Raw genomic sequence first — 18,218 nt, 5'->3', positions numbered from 1 at the left:
CATATTTCGACAGATCATGAATGGTATATTTCAGGTGTCATCTTGACCGCATTGGATACCCCTCAATTGTCCATCAGGTCTATCGGTAATATATTCATATGTTTCCCGTAATAGAAAGGAACTGGTTTAATATAATCGAATCATATAAAATCAACGATAGTCTACCAGTTTGAAGGAGGTAGCTTCATGCCCTTGCCTGTGTATCGCGTAACTATCAAAGACAAGGATTATGAACAGTTAAAAAGCAATATTTGGTCAAATCATTTTGTGCCTGCACAGCTGGTTAGCGGTGGAAAAAGAATACCCATACGTATTCGCTATCGCGGAGGGCATACACGTGAATACCCGAAAAAATCCTATGAAATTAAAACCTCAAAATATACCTACCACTTCAATGCCGAATATGATGACCCTTCCATGATTCGAAACGCCCTCTCCTTTCAATTTTTCAATTCCATCCACGTGCCAAGCCCGTCGACCCGCCACTGCGTGCTGCATCTGAATCATGAGAATCTGGGGGTATACCTTAATATTGAGGCAGTCAAGACTCCCTTTTTTCGTAAGCGGGGAATTCCCGTGCGCAGCATTATTTATGCCGTTAACGACAATGCCGATTTTACGGATAAGCGTTCATCCGGTAAATCCTCCTTCTCGGGTTATAACCTGATCAAAGGTTCCGAACGCGATCGTGTGAAGCTATCCAACTTCGTACAGCAGATTCATCTAAAAGTAGGTGCCGAATTGCAGCAGTATCTCCGTAAGCACCTGGACATCGAAAATTATTTGCGGTGGTTATGCGGCGCAGTATTAACCGGGAATTATGATGGCTTTAATCAGAATTACACCTTGTTTGAGCATGGAAAAACTCGAACTTACCGCATGATCCCGTGGGACTACGAGGGAACCTGGGGAAGGAATTGCTATGGAAAATTAGTAGATTCCGATCTTGTGAAAATTCAAGGTTATAATAAGCTGACCGAGAAAATATTATCCTTCCGTCCGCACAGGCAGAGGTATAAAGCTCTCCTGTCAGGGTTTCTTGAGTCGGTATTCACCGTGAGGCGCCAACTGCCGATCGTATACAAAATGCACAATGCGATTGCGGACCATATCTATAAGGACCCTAATCATAAGTGGAGCGACAAGGTGTTTGACTCCGAACCGGATACGATACGTAAATATATTGATCAGCGAAGACAGGACATCATGAATCAATTGGGCAGTTTGGATTAAACGTCAAAAAAACAAGGCTGCCTTCATGATGATATTATCCCCTCCATGTAGACGATTGTGCGCATTCTTCGCACTGCCTACTAAAGGGTTAATATCATTTTTCGGCGGCCTTGCAGTGATCTTATCGTTCAGGATCCTGCTCCTTTCATGATTTTAGGCCACTATCCGTGGTATGCAGAATAGATGTGAAACACGCGATCGCCGACCCGAAGAAACCAGCTTCTTCCTGGCAGCTCAATCGACTGCTTGCCTTCAAAGTCTAGTGGATTACCTTCCTGCTCATACTCCGCTTTGGTGCGGTAATTATATTCTACAGGAGTCACGGCCTCATCCAGCGTAACGTGGAAATCGTAGTTGAAATCACTGCCATACGAAGAGTACCAAGGGAAGCTCCAGCCCTTGCGGTCTTTGTATGCCTCGATCTTTGCCAGTGGTGCACGGGAGATGTATACAAAAGAGGTGTCACGGTCATGCATCAACTTCAGGTGGTCATCCGAAATCTCGGCAGCACCGGCTGAGCAGCCTGGGCAGCCCTGTTCCCAGTCCGGGTCAAACATGAAGTGCCCGACGATGAGTTGACTTCGACCGTCAAATAAGTCCAGCAGTCTTGCCTTGCCGTCCGGACCTTCGAAGACGTAATCCTTGTCCATCTCAACCATGGGCAGGTTTCTTCGTTCAACCAGCATCGCATCTGGTTCATGGGTAACTTCGTTCTCTTTCGCTAACAATGCCTTACGAGCCACGAGCCACTCGTCCCGTGACACGATTTTGGGAGATTCCTCTCCAGTCTCTTTGGCCATCAGTTCCTTACGATCGAATAGCCACGCATCCGGGGATAGGACTTTTGGAAGCTGCAAATGATTTTCTCCATTTTTCATAATGAAATTCTCCCTTCATGTATTTTCTTAAGTTTATCTCTAATAGCAGCTAAAAATTTCTTCTCAATTGCTCAAAAATCAAGAATTATAGCCTTGCCCTTTCAGCAAAACCTTCTTTTCGATATATAAAAATAAAGAAGCCTGATTTCAGGCTTCTTTTCGGATCGCGCGTTATGTGTTTGTTTCATAGATTCCATTCTGGTTTTACGAGGCCCGCTGTCTTTTTTTAAACAGATTCTCGCCCCGAAGCCACATATGATATAAATACTCAAAGCTTCCTGCAAGTACCGCGATTAACAGGACCTCCGAGAAATTAAGGTTCCAGTTCGCAACGCTGCCAATGATCCACAGCATAACAAATACTAAGCCGGCATCCGCGATCGTAGCCATCATATTGCTGGTGCGGGGCAGAATATATAAATCCCCCACCAAATAAGCAACGATACCAATTCCTAATGCCGTCGATATAGCCCCTGTGAACGAAGCATCGGTAAGCCCAACAAGCAGTGCCGTAATCAAAACTCCATGCACCAATAACTTAACAAGCAGTTTCATAAACTATACACTCCTTTTAACGGTAGTGTAACCTGCTTGCATCATTATTACTCTTAACCAAGATCCCTAACCGTCGGAAAACCATCATGGATATCGGACGCTCTAAGTACGCCCCAGTTTGATTTCCATAACCGTGCCTTGGTCAACCGTGCTATGCACCTGAATATGTCCTCCATGCGCGATCACAATGTCATGCGTAATGGCCATGCCAAGACCTGACCCCTTATGGAGTTCCCCCGTATGGGTCCCACGGTAATAGCGATCGAAGATCCTTCCGAGCTCCTCCTGCTTAATGCCTTTTCCATTGTCTTGCACACGAATCCCGATCTGCTCTTCCTTCTTCTCGACCTCGACCTTGATCGAAATATCCTCGCGGTTATGAACAATCGCATTATAGATCAGATTGCTTATTGCTCTGCGTATCAGAATATCGTCAACCTCGATTTTAATGACCTCATGACTGCTCTTAAAATCAATATCCCGGTTGGCGTACCTGGGGTCATTGAGGGTATCGATCACGACATTGCGTACCAGGCTTACGATGTTTACATTTTTCATATTTAACGTCAGCTCTTTATTCCTCAAGCGGGTGGACAGATTCAAGTCTTCGATCACGTCACTCAAATACTTAGACTTTCCTTCGATGATCCCGGCGTAATCCCGTATTTCGTCCATGGAGAACTGATATTCCGTGTCCTTTATCATCTCCGCATATCCTTGAATCGAAGCTAGAGGCGTTTTGATATCATGCGAGATATTGCCGATCCACTCTTCCTTCATCGCATCCAATTTCTTTCTTTCCATCTCGCTTGATTTCAGCTCTTGGGACAAAAGATTGATATTGGCGAAAACGTCCTTATATATCCCCTTAGGCTGATGATAGATGGTATAATCACGCCCAGCCAAACGCTTAATGCTGTCGATTAAGATAAACATGGGTTTGGTCAGCCGCTTGCTGAATATATAAGCGATACATAAGGCGATGAATCCGTCAACAATGATAATGGACACACTAAAAACCTTAAACGTCTGCGCGAAGTTCCGTGAATCGATGGTGAACACTTGCCGCTCCAGGTATGGGGTCGTAAATCCAACCAAGTAACTGTAACGATGTTCGAAACCTGTCTTTTCGCCAATAAAGACGGTGGAAAGGACTTCCTTCTCGACATACTTATATATCTGTACAATATCGATGGGGGCGTACTTGGTTTTGGCCTCTTCCGGAGCAAGATAACGGTAGATTTCCTCACCATCCTCATCCAGAATTTGAACCCACGCCTGATTCTTCTCCAGAATCTCCTTGCCCTTCTCGCTTATGGTAGCTCCCGTTTCCGATATTACGATATATTCCTGAAAGGATCGGGATATCGACTCTGCTGAGGTTTGCCTATTTAGGAGTGGGAGATCCTCATTTACCGCTTGTAGAATGAATAAGCCGATAATCACCACGATGTTCATAATAATAACGATGACGACGATAAGAACCACGGAGACCAGATACCTGCCGGTCAGCTTCCACTTCATCCCCTATTCATCCTCTACAACAAGCTTATACCCAAGGCCTTTTACCGTGAGCAGATAGCGGGGATTGGAAGGGTCCTCTTCTATTTTCTCCCGCAGCCTCCTGATGTGAACCATCACGGTATTATCAAAACCGAAGAATTCCTCACCCCATACCTGATCATATAAACTTTCCTTGCTAATGATCTGGCCCGGATGTTTAAGCAGCAGCGTAAGCAGCCCCAGCTCTTTCGGTTTTAGTGGAATGACTTTGCCGTTCTTCTTCAGCTCTACCTTCTCTTCATCTAATTCAAAGGGGCCTTTCTTCATCACGCGATTCGGTTTGTCCGCAAGCTCCGTAATATCCGGTCTCCGAAACCGGGCTTTGATCCGGTAAGCCACTTCCTTCGGACTAAATGGCTTGGTAATGTAGTCATCGCCGCCGATGGCGAAGCCCAGGATTTTATCAATTTCTTCTGTCTTCGCGGATAAGAAGAATATCGGAACATTCGAGACGCTGCGAATTTTCTTGCATACTTCGTATCCTTCTCCGTCCGGGAGCATGATATCCAGAATAACAAGATCAGGCTGCCATTTCTGGAATTCAACCCATGCTGCTTCCGCTGTTCCCGCAGTATACACCTGGTCGATGCCTTCCTTGATCAGCACGGTTTGAAGAAGCCTGACAATATCCGCCTCATCATCAACGACAAGTACCTTTTGATCAAACGCCAAATTCGTTCACCCCCTGCTATAACCAACATTTTTCCCACCTGCCAAGCTGCTATTCAACAGCGTTTGGAGAGTCGAGAAGGGAACTTCAAGCTTACTCCTCCGCAAAAAACTTCGACAGCGGATTCTCCACTTTTTTATCTAACACCACCTTGCCCTTCTTGTCCAACACATAATACTGATAATAAGCGCTCGTGAATCCGATGGATTCCTGCATGTTCGCCATGTAGGTCTCCAAGACCTCGTCTGTTACATGATCACCATTCCAAAAATAGTGAAGCATTAAGCGATTTTGATTGAATGGATGCTTGATCGCATATGCCCCGGAAGCACTCGGTTGATTCATGGTATCCTTCCAGGCAAAGCCCATTTTGTTCGCCCGCTCGATAATACCGGATTTCAGCGCCTGCACCACCCCGTTTGATTTACCGTTGCCGATCACGATCAGATTGCTTGTCCCCAGTTCCTTCTTCAATTTCTTTTTTAATACCTGGCGATCCCGAATAACATCATATTTCACTCCGCTGATATCCAGAAGCATCGTGAGCTGGTTCACCATGGCTTCTTGCTGCTTGCGTGTTTGAGTGCTTACTTGATCGCTCAGAACGATCGATAACGGCTCTCCTTGAAGGGCCTTCTCCATGATGCGGCTCATCGTTTCGTAGGGCAAGCCTGGAATTTGGGTTAAGGCTGATTGATACAGCAATTGAAACTGATCATGCAAATATGCGGTTTTTTCTTCGTCCGACAGTTGGTATTCAGGCTTAAGAACAAAACCCGGTTGATATAGAGCCGTGGCCATTTCGTTTCGCGCCTCTTTTCCGAGCACGTCTTCAATCGTTTGGAGAAGTCCCTCAATTGTGGCATTTTTATATACATAGCGTTTGAAATATTCCCTCATCAAGTGGTCAAACTTCTCCTCGCCAACGGACCGGTACAATTGGTATATCGCTTGGCGACCTTTTTCGTAATAAACCGGACTAGCCAAGTCCCCCACCTCGTCATTGGTCGATGCAATAGCAAGTTCCACCTTGGAATCGTCAAATTGAATGGATTTAAAACCATTCAGCTTATCCCCCAATTTCTCGGCAAAATACACCTTGGAAAAATCGGCAAAACCTTCGTCTAGGAACGATTCCTTCTCCGAATCGTTCCCGATCAGAGCGTGGAACCACTGATGCGCGATTTCATGAATGAATACCGTGTCCTGCGCGGGATCGGCTTTGCTGTGAACCTGTCCCATCTGGATGACCCGCGAATATTCGATAGCCACGCCTTCCACGTAAGACTCGACGATTCGGAATTCCGGATAAGGATAAGCGCCGTATTTATCACCAAAAAATTCGATCGCTTTAAATGCCTGATCGATATACCGATCCATGACCTGTTTCTTTCCGGGTTCGTTATCAAAATAAAAATATTCGATCGTCAAGCCGTCGCGGGTAGCGCTGTTTACTTTGAAATTGGGACTGGCAAAGAATACGAATTCCCTTGTATTGTTGGCAACAGTGGAAACAACCTTGCGGCCAGGTTCCACGTTATTCCGTGTCGTTATCGTGCCTGGCATCGCCACCTGATAAGCGTCGGGAACGTTGAACTCTACTTCATAATCTGCAGAAGTATAATAATCGCTTTCGAATGATGGACTGTAAGGGGTCGTATTCCATTGATGCTTCTCTTCATCATAGACCGACAAAACCGGAAACCAGTGAGCGCCATTTACAATATCTTGATAATACGACAACCGCTGCGAACCATACGGAATGTTCAGAGAGAAGTCCATATGTACCGTTATCGATGCGCCCGGTTGTATGGGCTCCTTCAATCGAATCGTCAAAGCCTGATCTTCATTATGGAAAACAAGTGATTGGCCGTTTGCGTTCACTTCCTGAATATCAATACCTCCAAGAAAATCTTCCGGCTTCTTATCCGGATGGTTCTTGCTGATTTCTTCGTTTGATCGTTTAAACATGGACGTCTGTGTCGATTTTGAACGGTTCGCATCCGCATAGGTGTGGAATACCAGCTGATTCAACGTATCCTGACTGATGTTTCGATAGGTAACCATGCTGCTTCCCTGTATGGTCATGTCCTTCTCGTTCAGTCTCGCCTGAATGTGATATTGAATCGGTGCATGCGCTTCGTCGCTCTCTGAAATTTGTGAAATTGCAGTAGGGGAAATAGCTTTTGCCGCTGCACTACCCGCGCTAATGAGCGGGCATGCAGTCAATGTCAATGCAAGTGAGCCGATGATAACCTTTTTCGATAGAATCGTCGTTCTTTCTTTTACATGAGTCACGTTATTCTCTCCTTCTGATATCGTCCTTATTTTCCTAACGTTTCGAGCTTTACTTTGGCTTGTTCCGGAAGCTTGTCTGCCTGTACCTCTTGATAGGAGCTGACACCCTTTTCTTTGACGTATAAACGCAGGTACGCTTCCTTGCGCAGTTCTTTGTTCGCCGTAAAGGTCAACGTCTTCGCCTTCCCTTCTTTATTGAATCCCTCCAAGGTGTACTCATAGTAGATGTACTTCTCCCCGTTATCTGCTTTGTCTTCCACTTTGGTTCCATCTTGAATTTGCACATAATATGAATCGGTCCCGAAGCGGTTAATGTTCACATTTTGAATAAATACAACAAAACCAATGAGGATGGCGACAAGAATGCCGCCGAAGATCGCCGTTTTTTTCATGACTCTACTCCTTTATGATAGGTTAATTTGTTTTGGTTACAATTTTATAGTAGGACCTAACGGTCACAATGTAATAGATCAAATAAACACAGGTATAGACGCCCATACAGATCACAACTGGAATCACAAGATTCATATGCAGAAGTTTGGACAAAGCTGAAAGCGCGACAGCGCAGTGGGCAATGCCGGCAACGAGCGGCAAAGCAAAGATGAACAGGACTTGCTGGGCTATGCTCTTTTTAACCTCACGCCGATTTACGCCGATTTTGTTTAAAATCTGATATCTTGCCTTGTCCGAATTGGCTTCGGTTAATTGCTTGAAATAGATGATGCTGCCGGTCGCCGTGAGAAACACAAGCCCCAGGAATCCTCCCATAAAAATCAACAGGCCTGACGATTCCATTCCTCTTGCATAATCCTGATAATAGCTGGCGAATGCCGCGCCTTCCGGCAAGACGCCTTCAATATCCTCCGTCAGCTGCTTCGCTTTGTCTTGATTCGATAGGCCATATGCCTCCAGCATGAAGGTGTTTGTCTGCTTCTCCAATTGCGTAAACAGCTCATCGCTTACCACCATAGTAGAATAGACCGTTCCCATATTCAGCACGCTGTATTTCTTCAATTCCTTAAAGGTAATTTGCTGCTCCTGCTTGTTTTGTTTGAGAGTGACTGTAGAACCCACATACGCCGGTGATATTCCTTCGAAATAGGCCGGGTCCATGGCAACTACCTCTTCTCTCCTTAAAGTAATGGTGTCTTTGCGGCCCTGCGCCTTCGCCAGCTCGTTGAAATCATGCTGGGATATAATGCTGAATGTTTGAATGTCATGCAAGAATGCCTCGCTAAGACCTCTAACATCAGCATCCACTTCCAAGACAGGGACGGACACATGATATAACAGCTCGTGATGCGGAGTAGAGTCTATCAACTCGTCGACTCGCTTCGTCATGCTGCTATCCCTATCGCGGGAGATCCACATCATGCTGTTCGGATTCGCTTGCTGTGCGCTGCTTGCATTGCTGTAATAGAAGCTGTACGCCGTCCCAACAGCAGTCAGTGTTGTGGCGCTAAGCACCGCAATGATCGTCAGCGTCCGCGCGTTTCCTTTGATGCGATATAGAAGCTGGGAGACGCCGATCATGTTCATCCCGTTCCAGAATCGGTTCTTGTTATTTCTGGATAATTTCAACAACGTAACGGTCAGGGTACTGAACAGCAGATACGTTCCAATAATCACCGTCATCAGGATAACGAGTGGCGTTAGCATGAATCCCATCGCCGCCCAGGCCTTGGATTGCAGCAGGTTCTGCAGAGCAAGCCAGTATCCGGTGCCTATGAATGCCAGAGACAATAAGGCGGTGATCCATGAAGCCTTCGGTTCCCTTTCTCCCTCCTGATCCGCATGAAACAACTCAATCAATTTGAAACGGTAGATCAATCGGTAACCTTGCAGTGACGTAATAAGCGTAATGATCATGAACACGATGGTGGTGTTGATGATGGCCGCAGGCGATATCGAAAAATTCGACACTGCGTCATAACCCATGACCTTCATTAATAGGGATACAAAGAAACGCGTCAGCACCGAGCCGAGAGCAATCCCTGCCAGTAGAGCTAGCACACCCATCAGAAAATTTTCATAAAATAACATCCGGCCGATTTGTTTCTTCCGAACACCGAGCAGCGAATATAATCCGACTTCTTTCTTGCGCTTGCGGGTAAAGAAGGAATTGGAGTACCAAATGAATATAGCCACGAATATGATCAGCACGACGGCCGCAGCGCTAAAGGCCGAACTGATTTTTGTCGACCCTTCCGTTGCGGACTGGATCGCAGTATCATATTTTAGTGAAACAAAAGTGAAATAAATGACGATACTAAAGATCATCGAAGCAAAGTACAAAAAGTAATTCGTGAAATTTTTGCGGATGTTTTTTCTGGCAATGCTAAACAGTGTCATCATGCTCACCCCCAAGTGCAGCCAGTACCTCCAGGATCTGATCAAAAAACACCTTGCGCAGTTGGTCTTCTCTATGAAGCTCCTGGTAGAGCTGTCCGTCTTTTATAAAAATGACGCGTTTGCAGTAGCTTGCGGCATAAGCATCGTGAGTGACCATCATGATCGTGGAGCGATGGAACTCATTCAGTTTCTTTAAACTTTGCAGCAAGCTTGTTGCCGACTTGGAATCCAGAGCCCCCGTCGGTTCATCCGCTAATATGAGGCTTGGATTGGCAACGATAGCGCGTGAGGCTGCGGTACGCTGCTTCTGACCACCTGAGATGTGATAAGGATATTTATCCAAGATATCGCGAATGCCGAACGTATCGGCGATCTCGTTAACCCGTTTCTCGATTTCTGCCGCAGGCACCCTGGACAACGCCAGGGGAAGCAAAATATTTTCTTTGACAGTGAGCGTGTCCAGCAGGTTGTAGTCCTGAAATATAAATCCGAGCTGGTTCCGGCGAAAATCGGACAGCTGCTCCTCGTCCATCGACACGATATGTTGTCCGGCAATCGTAATATCGCCTGCCGATGGTGTATCGATCGTCGAGAAAATATTCAGCAGCGTGGATTTGCCTGCCCCGGAAGGTCCCATAATGCCAACAAATTCGCCTTCCTGAATTTCAAGATTGATATCTTGCAATGCCGTATATTGATTCCCTTGAATGCCGAATGTTTTTTCTACATGTTTTGCTTGTAATATAGTTGTCATATTGCGTTCTCCTTCAAGTCGTCGTTAGTTGAGCACAGATGTAATTATAGAAGGCGAACCTTACACGATTTTTATACGAACCTTACATAAAGCTTAACAAACTAGTGGAAAACACTTACACGAACCTGCTTGCCCAGAACAAAACATAAAACCCGCAGCATGGACATGGCCATGGCGGGCTAAAGCGTCCTATTATAAAAGTCTTCATAATCCTTGTTCGAGATTCTGAATGGTGGAAGGGGCTTAAGAAATGATGTCACCCGAAATCGAAACCATTAGGCAGCAGCTCCCCGGCTGGCTGGAAGGCAGCTTGCCCTGTGTCGGCAGAGGCAAAGTCGCCTCCTACATCCCCGAGCTATCCAAAGCTCCCCATGCTGCTTTGGGCATCACCCTTTTGAACACCCAGGGCGAATCCGCTACCGCCGGGGACTGCGGGCTGCGCTTTACGATGCAGAGCATCTCCAAAGTGTTTACGCTAATATTGGCGCTGATGGATAATGGAGAGGATGCCGTCTTCAGTAAGGTTGGCATGGAGCCGACCGGAGACAACTTTAATTCCATGCTGAAGCTGGAGTTAGTAAGGCCCGGCATTCCCTTCAATCCGATGATTAACGCAGGCGCGATTACCGTTTCTTCCTTAATTCGCGGAGGCAGCCCGAACGAGAAATCCGACCGAATTCTTCAGTTCCTTAAAGAGCTCTCAGGCAACGCTGGTTTGGAGTATGACTTGGGGGTTTACCGCTCAGAATCGGAAACCGGGAATCTGAATCGTTCCATATCCTTCTTTTTGAAGGAAAACGGGGTTCTAAGCGGCGATGTTGAAGAGGTGTTAGAAGTATATTTTCGACACTGCTCGATCCATGTGGATTGTGCCGATCTAGCCAGAATGGCCTTGGTGCTAGCCTGCAACGGTTCGGATCCGCTAACCGGCAAAGCGCTCATACCTCGAAGATATGTTCAAATCGCCAAGACATTCATGACGACATGCGGCATGTACAACGCATCAGGAGAATTCGCCATTCATGTAGGATTACCCGCCAAGAGCGGCGTTTCAGGGGGCATTTTAACTTTTGTGCCGGGACGTTATGGAATCGGTGTGTTAGGCCCAGCACTGAATGACAAGGGCAACAGCTATGCCGGCGTACATTTGCTGCAAACCATATCCCGGGAAATGGACTGGAGTATCTTCTAATTACAATAATCCCCCTGGAGCAGTTACAGCCTCAGGGGGATTGAATCCGCCGTATATGTTCTGAATATAGCGCTTTGTTTGATAAGAGGGTAAGAAGGGAATGCTCCTAACCGTTTCGAATGGGGCCGGTTATCCTATTTTCTGAAGAACAGTCGCCCAATCCGGTCCGCAAATTCCTGCATATTCACACTGGATGGGTCAAGACGGTAATATCCGTTCTTCACGGCCTCCAATACCCAGAGCGGTAACTTCTTGCCCTCAAGCAGCGGATATACGTTGTCGTATGCCCACACGAGATGCTCCCATCGCTTGTCGTTTCCATCCTGAATATACTCTGATACATCGAGTACCTTGCCTCTGCCTTCCTGCAGCAGTACATTCTTCAAATGAATATCCCGCGGGTTTAAGCCCTTGCTCCGCACAAAGGAGCGTGCAGCCTCGACATCATCGATGACCTGCCTTGGAACGGATACACCATAGAGCAAACAATCGTACAACGTTAATCCGGATTCATGGCTGATCGCCACATAACGCTCACCTGCTCCATAAAATGCAGGAAAATAGGGGCTTCCCACCAATTCTTGATAGACCTTAATCTCCGCTTCCTTCTTAGGCAGCGCCTCCGCAGCATACAGTTTAAACGCATAGGCCGGCAATGGTTCGTATACGAATACCGCAGCATCCGTACCGATTCCGATGCAGCGCAGGTCATCCGATTCGCCTTCAATCGTTACAGGGTCGTTTTCACCGTTCTTGATAACTTCCATGCAAGCCAGTGCAGTTTCTGCCTGCTTCCAATGTTCGTGATTCATGGGCCACCTCTTTTGGTGTTACTGGACTTAAATCAGTATGATATTACCACACTCACGCCATAAGAAAAACGTCTATCGACGAACTTTCACAGATGACAGACCGCAATTAGATGAAGTTTTTCTTGCGAGATATGGATGATAAGCCTCGGATGTTTATACTTTCTTATCTCTTAAAAAAATATTTGCCGGCGATGGCTGATCCTAAACACAAAAAAACCGCGAAAGCTTCTCGCGGTTTCATTTGCTGCCTGATCGTTATTCCGGTTTCACGAAATATCCGATACCAGCGGCATACTCAATCATTTTTTCAAATAACGGCTTGTCCGGTAAAGCGCATTTCACGCCTGTGTGCTTGAGGAATTCCGATGTTTGCGGACAAGTATACCGGTAGATGGAATTCTTCGCACCGTCGCCTTCGAACTGTGCCATCGCCAGCTCAAGGCCTTCCTTATCCTTCGGCTGCTGCGGGTCCAATAACCATGCCTCGTATTCCTTCCAGTCCATCACCGAAATGTCATATCCATGGGCTTTAAAATGCCCCACCATGTCCTCATAAGGAATGGCAACCGGGTTACAGATATGGAACACTCGCCCGACCGTTTCTTGCTGAAGCAGAAGAGCGGTAATGGCTTCCCCGGCATAGTTAATCGGCGTAATATCCACTTCCCATCTCACGCCAGGTGCTTTCTTCAACAGCAGCATCGCTTTTAGCATGCGGTAAAAAGCGTTGTTGTCGATGTTTTTCTGGAAAATTCCATTCTCCGAGTTACAGGACAAATTCCCCACGCGATAAACCGCTGCCGGGATGCCTCTATCAGCACCGGCTTTAATGACCAGCTTCTCTGCCTCCAGTTTGCTGTTCGTGTAGACATTCTCGATGGACGACTCTTCATATCCCGTTCCGGCAACGATGGCATCCCATTGACCGCCCAGTGCCAAATCTTCAGGGATCCCTAGCGTAGATATAAAGTGGAAGCGGATATGCGGTCTTCTCTGAGCCAATGCTAACAGGCGGTCCGTACTCTCGACATTGACTCTCGCAAAATAGTCGGAATCGCCAAAATGCTTCACTTCAGCTCCGCAATGAATGATGGAATCGATGCGCGCTTCAATCATTGCACGGTCTTGGTCTCCGAGCCCGAGGAACTCCTGCTCCAAGTCACCCTGTATCGCAATCACCCTTTTATCCATTCGAGACTTGACATCTTCGCCAAAGTATCCGGTCATGATCTGCTCAAGGCGAGCATAAGGCTCCATCAGCTTCGATGGTCGAACCAGGCAGTACACGGTAGCAGTCGATTGTTTCAGTAGTTCATACAACAGATGTGATCCCAGATATCCTGTGGCGCCTGTCAGCAAAATATGCTGCTGGGTATAGGTGGGTTGTGCCGAACCATGATGGATAGGGAAAGAGATCGGATACTCAGCCAAATCCTGAATCGGAAGATCCCTATCCTCTGTTTGATCGGATGGTTTCGTTTGCTGCCCCAATTCCTCTACTCGCTCCGCTAATTTTGCAATCGTCGGATACACAAAGAAATCATTGATCTTCAACTGTGGATAAAGCGGCTTAAGGAGCACCAGAATCTCCAGAATTTTCAGAGAATAGCCGCCAATATCGAAGAAATCGTCATGGATGCCGATTTTGGTTTGGCCGAGTGCTTTTTCCCAGGCTGCAGCAATATCCCGCTGAATATCGTTAACCGGTGCCTCATAGTGGGAGTCATCCTCTTCCATCTCCATCGACAACTCGTATAATGCCAGCTTCTTACGATCAATCTTGCCGGTCGGGGATAGCGGCATTTCTTCGACGAAACACATGTATTTAGGAACCATGTAACTAGGCACCTTCTGACTTAAAAATTGCACCAAATCCTTAGCGGAAGCCGCCTGTCCATCATGGGTTGTATAGAATGCCGCTAACATCTTGGTTCCGTCCTCGTCCATTCTCGGAATGACCGCGATGTCCTTTACGCGTTCATGCTTCGCCAGATTATCTTCGATCTCCCCTATCTCGATCCGGAAGCCTCTAATCTTCACCTGTGAATCTTTACGTCCCCGGTATTCCACTTGTCCGTTCGGCAGCAGGCGAACCAAGTCTCCGGAACGGTAGTATTGTTTTCCAGATTCCGGTGTTATCGGATCCAGTATGAAGGCTTCTTTGGTTTTCTCAGGCTGATTCAGATACCCTTTGGCTACGCCAACCGAGCAGATTAGCAGCTCTCCGGTTACGCAAGTTGGACATAACTCATTATGTTCATTCACAATATACAATTCATAGTTGGCAAAAGGCGTCCCGATATACACGGTGGCCAGATCGTCAGGAACCGGATAATCCACGACATGCCCTGTTGCTACAACCGTCGTTTCCGTTGGGCCGTATAGATTCACGATTGGAATCTGCAGCTTCTTCTGGAACATACGAACGGTTTCTCCAGCCAGTGCTTCCCCACCGACCACGATCGTTTTGATATTACGGTATTTGTAAGTATCTTCCATAGGCAAATAGGCTGCCAATTGATTAAAAAACACCGTAGGCAAAATCGCGACACGCGTTGCATTGGTTTCTACCACGGCCTCCGTAAAGGCGTCTATGGAGAAACGCTGCTCATCGGAGAGAAGATGCAGCTGCGAACCGCAAGCCAGCGATCCGAATATATCGTAAACGGAAGCATCAAAGCTGAATGTGGAATACTGAAGAATGATATCCTGTTCACTCATCTGTAATTTCTCTTGATTGGCCAGTGCCAAATTCACGACGCCTTGATGGGCGATTAAGGCACCTTTCGGTTTGCCCGTAGAACCGGAGGTATAGATAATGTATGCCAAATCATCGCCTTCAACGCAGACGCCACAGGCTTCGGCCGAGTATGAAAGGAATTGTTCATCAAGACAGAAGTACGCTGGCTTCGGTTGAAAACCAGCCAGGAGTCCATCCAGCTTTGCCGTGAAATCCTGATGCGTAAGAATAATCGCTGACTCGGTATCCTCGATAATATAGGCATTTCGTTCATCTGGATGTGATGGATCCAGCGGGATATAGGCTCCGCCGGCCTTGAGCACACCGAGCATACTGATAATTGTATCCAGGCCCCTCTTCATAAATATCGAGACGAATTGGCCTTTACGCAGCCCCTTGTCTATAAGCATATGTGCAATTTGGTTTGACAACCGGTCAAGCTGTTCGTACGTTACTTGCTCATGACCCGACGATAGTGCAATTCGTTCCGGAAATTTCTTCACAATGGAAGCAAGCATCGACACAATGGTAGGATCCTCCGGGAGCCCCTTCTTTGTGTCATTGAGAATCGTGTACGCGTTCCGGTCCTCTTCTGTCAGCATAGGCAAACGGCTAACCGGCATGTCTCCATGCTCAAGAGCCGCGCATGCTAGCTGCTCAAAATGCCTGCTGAATTTTTCGATCGTTTCTTCTTTATATAAAGGCTGTGCATAGGATACGTAGAGTGTCCACTCATCCTTTCTTTCCTCCTGAACCATCCAGTTCAGCCAGCTGGAACTATAGGCATAACCGTTCCCATTATTGCCATAGACCGTTTGGAGAGTGAGCGGTTGACCAGTGAATCCTTCTATATCCTCAAGCGAAAAGCTGCTTCCTTCAATCTGCTCCATTTTGACGGAAACCTGCTCATAAATCTGTGCGAATGAATCGTCACCGCTTAAGTTAACTCTAAGCGGAAGGAGATTGCCCTTCTCATTGTTTACGCCGATCAGCAAATCGGTATCGTGAGTCATTCGGTACAGAAATACCACATAGCTTGTGAGCATCCACGCCTTCAAGTCATATGAATCGCGGAACCGCTTGATCTTACCGGTTTCGATACGAAGGTTAATCGCCATGCGATCAAGCTCTTGCTGCTGAAGATGCGCTGGACCATCGGTGTACAGATAGAATCCCGGTAAAGGTAGCTGCAGTTCATTCAACCAATATTCTTTGCCTTGTTCGATCATCAATGTTGTATTCAAAGGTTTCAGCTCCATCTTTTTTCTCTACTGTTTCTGTTCTCGAAAGCATTACGCACTACACTTGCAATTTGTTAACAAGGGCCTCCAACTCAGCGGAAACCTGGTTGATCTGTTCTGCAGACTCGAAGATTTTGGCGAAGGAAGCCTGCTGTTCCTGGGCACTGATCCGGATCTCACCCGACACGGACGAGTTTCTCTCCGCAAGCTCTGCCAGTTGTTTAATAGCCGCGGTAATCTGTTCGGTTTCGGCAACCATTTGCTGTGTAGCCGCAGACACCTCTTGAATTTGACTGGTCACCGTATCGGTTGCCACCAGCATGCCTTTAAACAGCTCACCGGTTTCTTTGACAACCTCAATCCCCTTGGCGACATTGTGTTCTCCTTCGCTGATCGCTTCTACCGCAGATGCCGTTTCATCCTGAATGTATCGAACCAATTCGATAATTTGGTCCGCCGATTTTCTTGATTCCTCTGAAAGTTTCTTAACTTCGCTGGCGACGACAGCAAAACCACGGCCCTCTTCGCCCGCTCTTGCCGCCTCGATACCGGCATTGAGTGACAACAGATTCGTCTGAGAGGAAATTTCGGTAATAACCTGCACGATTTGACCGATCTCATGTGAGCGATTCTGCAGCTTCTCGATGATATTCACCGAGTTTTTAACCGAATGATCGATCGAATTCATCTGCTCGATAACCTGCTCCACATTGTGATTACCACGTTCCGACTGCTCCTTCATCTGAATGGATATCTCGGAAAGATCCGATGTATTGCCGGCAATCGTGGATACGCCGGATGAGATTTCCTCAAGCGAAACCACGCTTTCGGTAATGGACGTGCTCTGTAAAGCAACTCGTTCCGACATTTCCTCCATGTTTTTAGTAATAGCAGAAGAGTTATTGTTATTGACTTCCACTGCCGAGAAGAGGAATTTAGACTGCTCTGCGGACTGCTCCGATACCGTTTTGATCGTTGTAACTAGTTCATTAATATGATTGACGGTTGCATTGAACTTGGCATTAACCTGCCCCAGCTCATCTTCGCCGGTTTTTAATTGGACGGTGAAGTCACCTTTGCTCAGCTTGTCAAGCGCCCCCATTAATGCTTGAATGGGTGCGAATGTCCGTCTAATCGTGAAGTATTGCAGTGCTAATACAATCAGCAAAGTAATCAGCAGCGCAAAAACCGTATTGGTGATCAATTCCTGTTTCCCGGAAGCGATTAAGCTTGCATCCACGTCGATCCCCATGTAAGCAAAAACTTCGCCGCTGGCATCCTGGAAAGGATGCAGCACGGTGATCCAGGTACCATAATTGTCTGTATAACCTTTGGTGTAGACGGTTTTTTTCGTTTTCAGCATTTCTCTCACGGCATCGGCATGGATCTTCGGTTGTTCGTATAAGTCCCCGAGATTCAAGTCTTCTTCGGCAAACATATCGAGCACTGCCGTTGGCATGGCAATAATCGAGGTCTTGTTGCCACCCTCGAGCTCCGGTCCAAAAATATAGCCTTGTGCAATGTTGGGATGACTTAGGGATAAGTCATCAAACGTTTTGGTTAGTTTCTTTTGGATATCCGCATTGCGGTCAGTCTCGCCTTTCACCGCTTGAGCATCTTCCAGCGATACGGACTTAACCAAGGTATCCATAATTTTCCCCGAATCGGATTGCAGCTGCTTCGTCAGTACGCTGTCCTGGATATAATAGCTTGAACCAATCACAATGGCACCCGTAATAATGATATACAGGCTCGTCCATAACATGTTTTTTGTAACAATACTCAGATTTTTAAAACGCGTTCCTCTTGATAACGTTTTTCGCTCACTCACTTGGTGTCTCTCCTTTGATATCTCTTATGTATCTTCCATTTAAAATAGGGATTTCTTTAGCGAACCTGTCGCATCACCTACTTTCCTGGAAACATTGAA

The 18,218-nt window shown here is 46.7% G+C and carries 13 protein-coding genes; 2 read left to right on the top strand and 11 right to left on the bottom strand.

From position 1 onward, the window contains the following. The first annotated feature begins 186 nt into the window (after nt 1–186). Nucleotides 187–1,233, top strand: coding sequence for a CotH kinase family protein (locus OHJ21_RS05820; protein ID WP_326117611.1), 1,047 nt, complete (start codon nt 187–189; stop codon nt 1,231–1,233). Nucleotides 1,234–1,394: 161 nt separating this feature from the next. Here OHJ21_RS05820 and OHJ21_RS05815 read toward each other — a convergent pair whose 3' ends face one another. The 8 genes from OHJ21_RS05815 to OHJ21_RS05780 all read right to left on the bottom strand — a co-directional run bounded on the left by OHJ21_RS05815 (nt 1,395) and on the right by OHJ21_RS05780 (nt 10,303). Continuing rightward, nucleotides 1,395–2,111 (bottom strand): DUF899 domain-containing protein, encoded by a 717-nt coding sequence (locus OHJ21_RS05815; protein WP_243390643.1) that lies wholly within the window; start codon nt 2,109–2,111, stop codon nt 1,395–1,397. A 204-nt stretch (nt 2,112–2,315) separates the two neighbouring features. Then, the gene (locus OHJ21_RS05810; protein WP_486019501.1) at nt 2,316–2,666 is read right to left on the bottom strand and encodes a DUF2512 family protein; all 351 of its coding nucleotides are present in this window, start codon (nt 2,664–2,666) and stop codon (nt 2,316–2,318) included. 102 nt (nt 2,667–2,768) lie between these two features. After that, a complete protein-coding gene (locus OHJ21_RS05805) occupies nt 2,769–4,190 on the bottom strand; it encodes a sensor histidine kinase (RefSeq protein WP_486019500.1) in 1,422 nt (473 codons plus the stop codon). A 3-nt stretch (nt 4,191–4,193) separates the two neighbouring features. Then, nucleotides 4,194–4,901, bottom strand: coding sequence for a response regulator transcription factor (locus OHJ21_RS05800; RefSeq protein ID WP_326117607.1), 708 nt, complete (start codon nt 4,899–4,901; stop codon nt 4,194–4,196). A gap of 91 nt (nt 4,902–4,992) precedes the next feature. Further along, nucleotides 4,993–7,197: a M1 family metallopeptidase gene (locus tag OHJ21_RS05795; RefSeq protein WP_486019499.1), complete on the bottom strand. Its 2,205-nt coding sequence runs from the start codon at nt 7,195–7,197 to the stop codon at nt 4,993–4,995. Between the two features lie 26 nt (nt 7,198–7,223). Further along, complete coding sequence (locus OHJ21_RS05790; protein WP_326117605.1) at nt 7,224–7,589, bottom strand: YxeA family protein; 366 nt, start codon at nt 7,587–7,589, stop codon at nt 7,224–7,226. 22 nt (nt 7,590–7,611) lie between these two features. Then, nucleotides 7,612–9,549: an ABC transporter permease gene (locus OHJ21_RS05785; RefSeq protein WP_486019498.1), complete on the bottom strand. Its 1,938-nt coding sequence runs from the start codon at nt 9,547–9,549 to the stop codon at nt 7,612–7,614. Further along, nucleotides 9,536–10,303, bottom strand: a complete 768-nt coding sequence (locus OHJ21_RS05780; RefSeq protein WP_100536755.1) for an ABC transporter ATP-binding protein — start codon at nt 10,301–10,303, stop codon at nt 9,536–9,538. The genes OHJ21_RS05785 and OHJ21_RS05780 overlap by 14 nt, the downstream gene beginning before the upstream one ends. A gap of 250 nt (nt 10,304–10,553) precedes the next feature. Between OHJ21_RS05780 and glsA the strand changes: the two genes are divergently transcribed. After that, on the top strand, nt 10,554–11,495 hold the full coding sequence (glsA, locus tag OHJ21_RS05775) for a glutaminase A (RefSeq protein WP_394056396.1): 942 nt from the start codon (nt 10,554–10,556) through the stop codon (nt 11,493–11,495). 134 nt (nt 11,496–11,629) lie between these two features. Here the strand turns inward: glsA and OHJ21_RS05770 are convergent, their stop codons facing one another. The 3 genes from OHJ21_RS05770 to OHJ21_RS05760 form a co-directional block, all read right to left on the bottom strand. Then, on the bottom strand, nt 11,630–12,307 hold the full coding sequence (locus tag OHJ21_RS05770; RefSeq protein WP_326117604.1) for a protein kinase family protein: 678 nt from the start codon (nt 12,305–12,307) through the stop codon (nt 11,630–11,632). A 255-nt stretch (nt 12,308–12,562) separates the two neighbouring features. After that, nucleotides 12,563–16,291 carry a non-ribosomal peptide synthetase family protein gene (locus OHJ21_RS05765; RefSeq protein ID WP_486019497.1) on the bottom strand — a complete coding sequence of 1,243 codons (3,729 nt, stop codon included), beginning with the start codon at nt 16,289–16,291 and terminating at the stop codon, nt 12,563–12,565. A 55-nt stretch (nt 16,292–16,346) separates the two neighbouring features. Then, nucleotides 16,347–18,053: a methyl-accepting chemotaxis protein gene (locus OHJ21_RS05760; protein ID WP_326112582.1), complete on the bottom strand. Its 1,707-nt coding sequence runs from the start codon at nt 18,051–18,053 to the stop codon at nt 16,347–16,349. Nucleotides 18,054–18,218: the final 165 nt, after the last annotated feature.

Source organism: Virgibacillus sp. LDC1 (genome assembly GCF_025792345.1).
GTDB classification, from domain to species: Bacteria; Bacillota; Bacilli; order Paenibacillales; family Paenibacillaceae; genus Paenibacillus_AQ; species Paenibacillus_AQ lautus.
The sequence above is the reverse complement of the archived record's forward strand: the minus strand, read 5'-3'. Positions and strand labels throughout refer to the sequence as shown.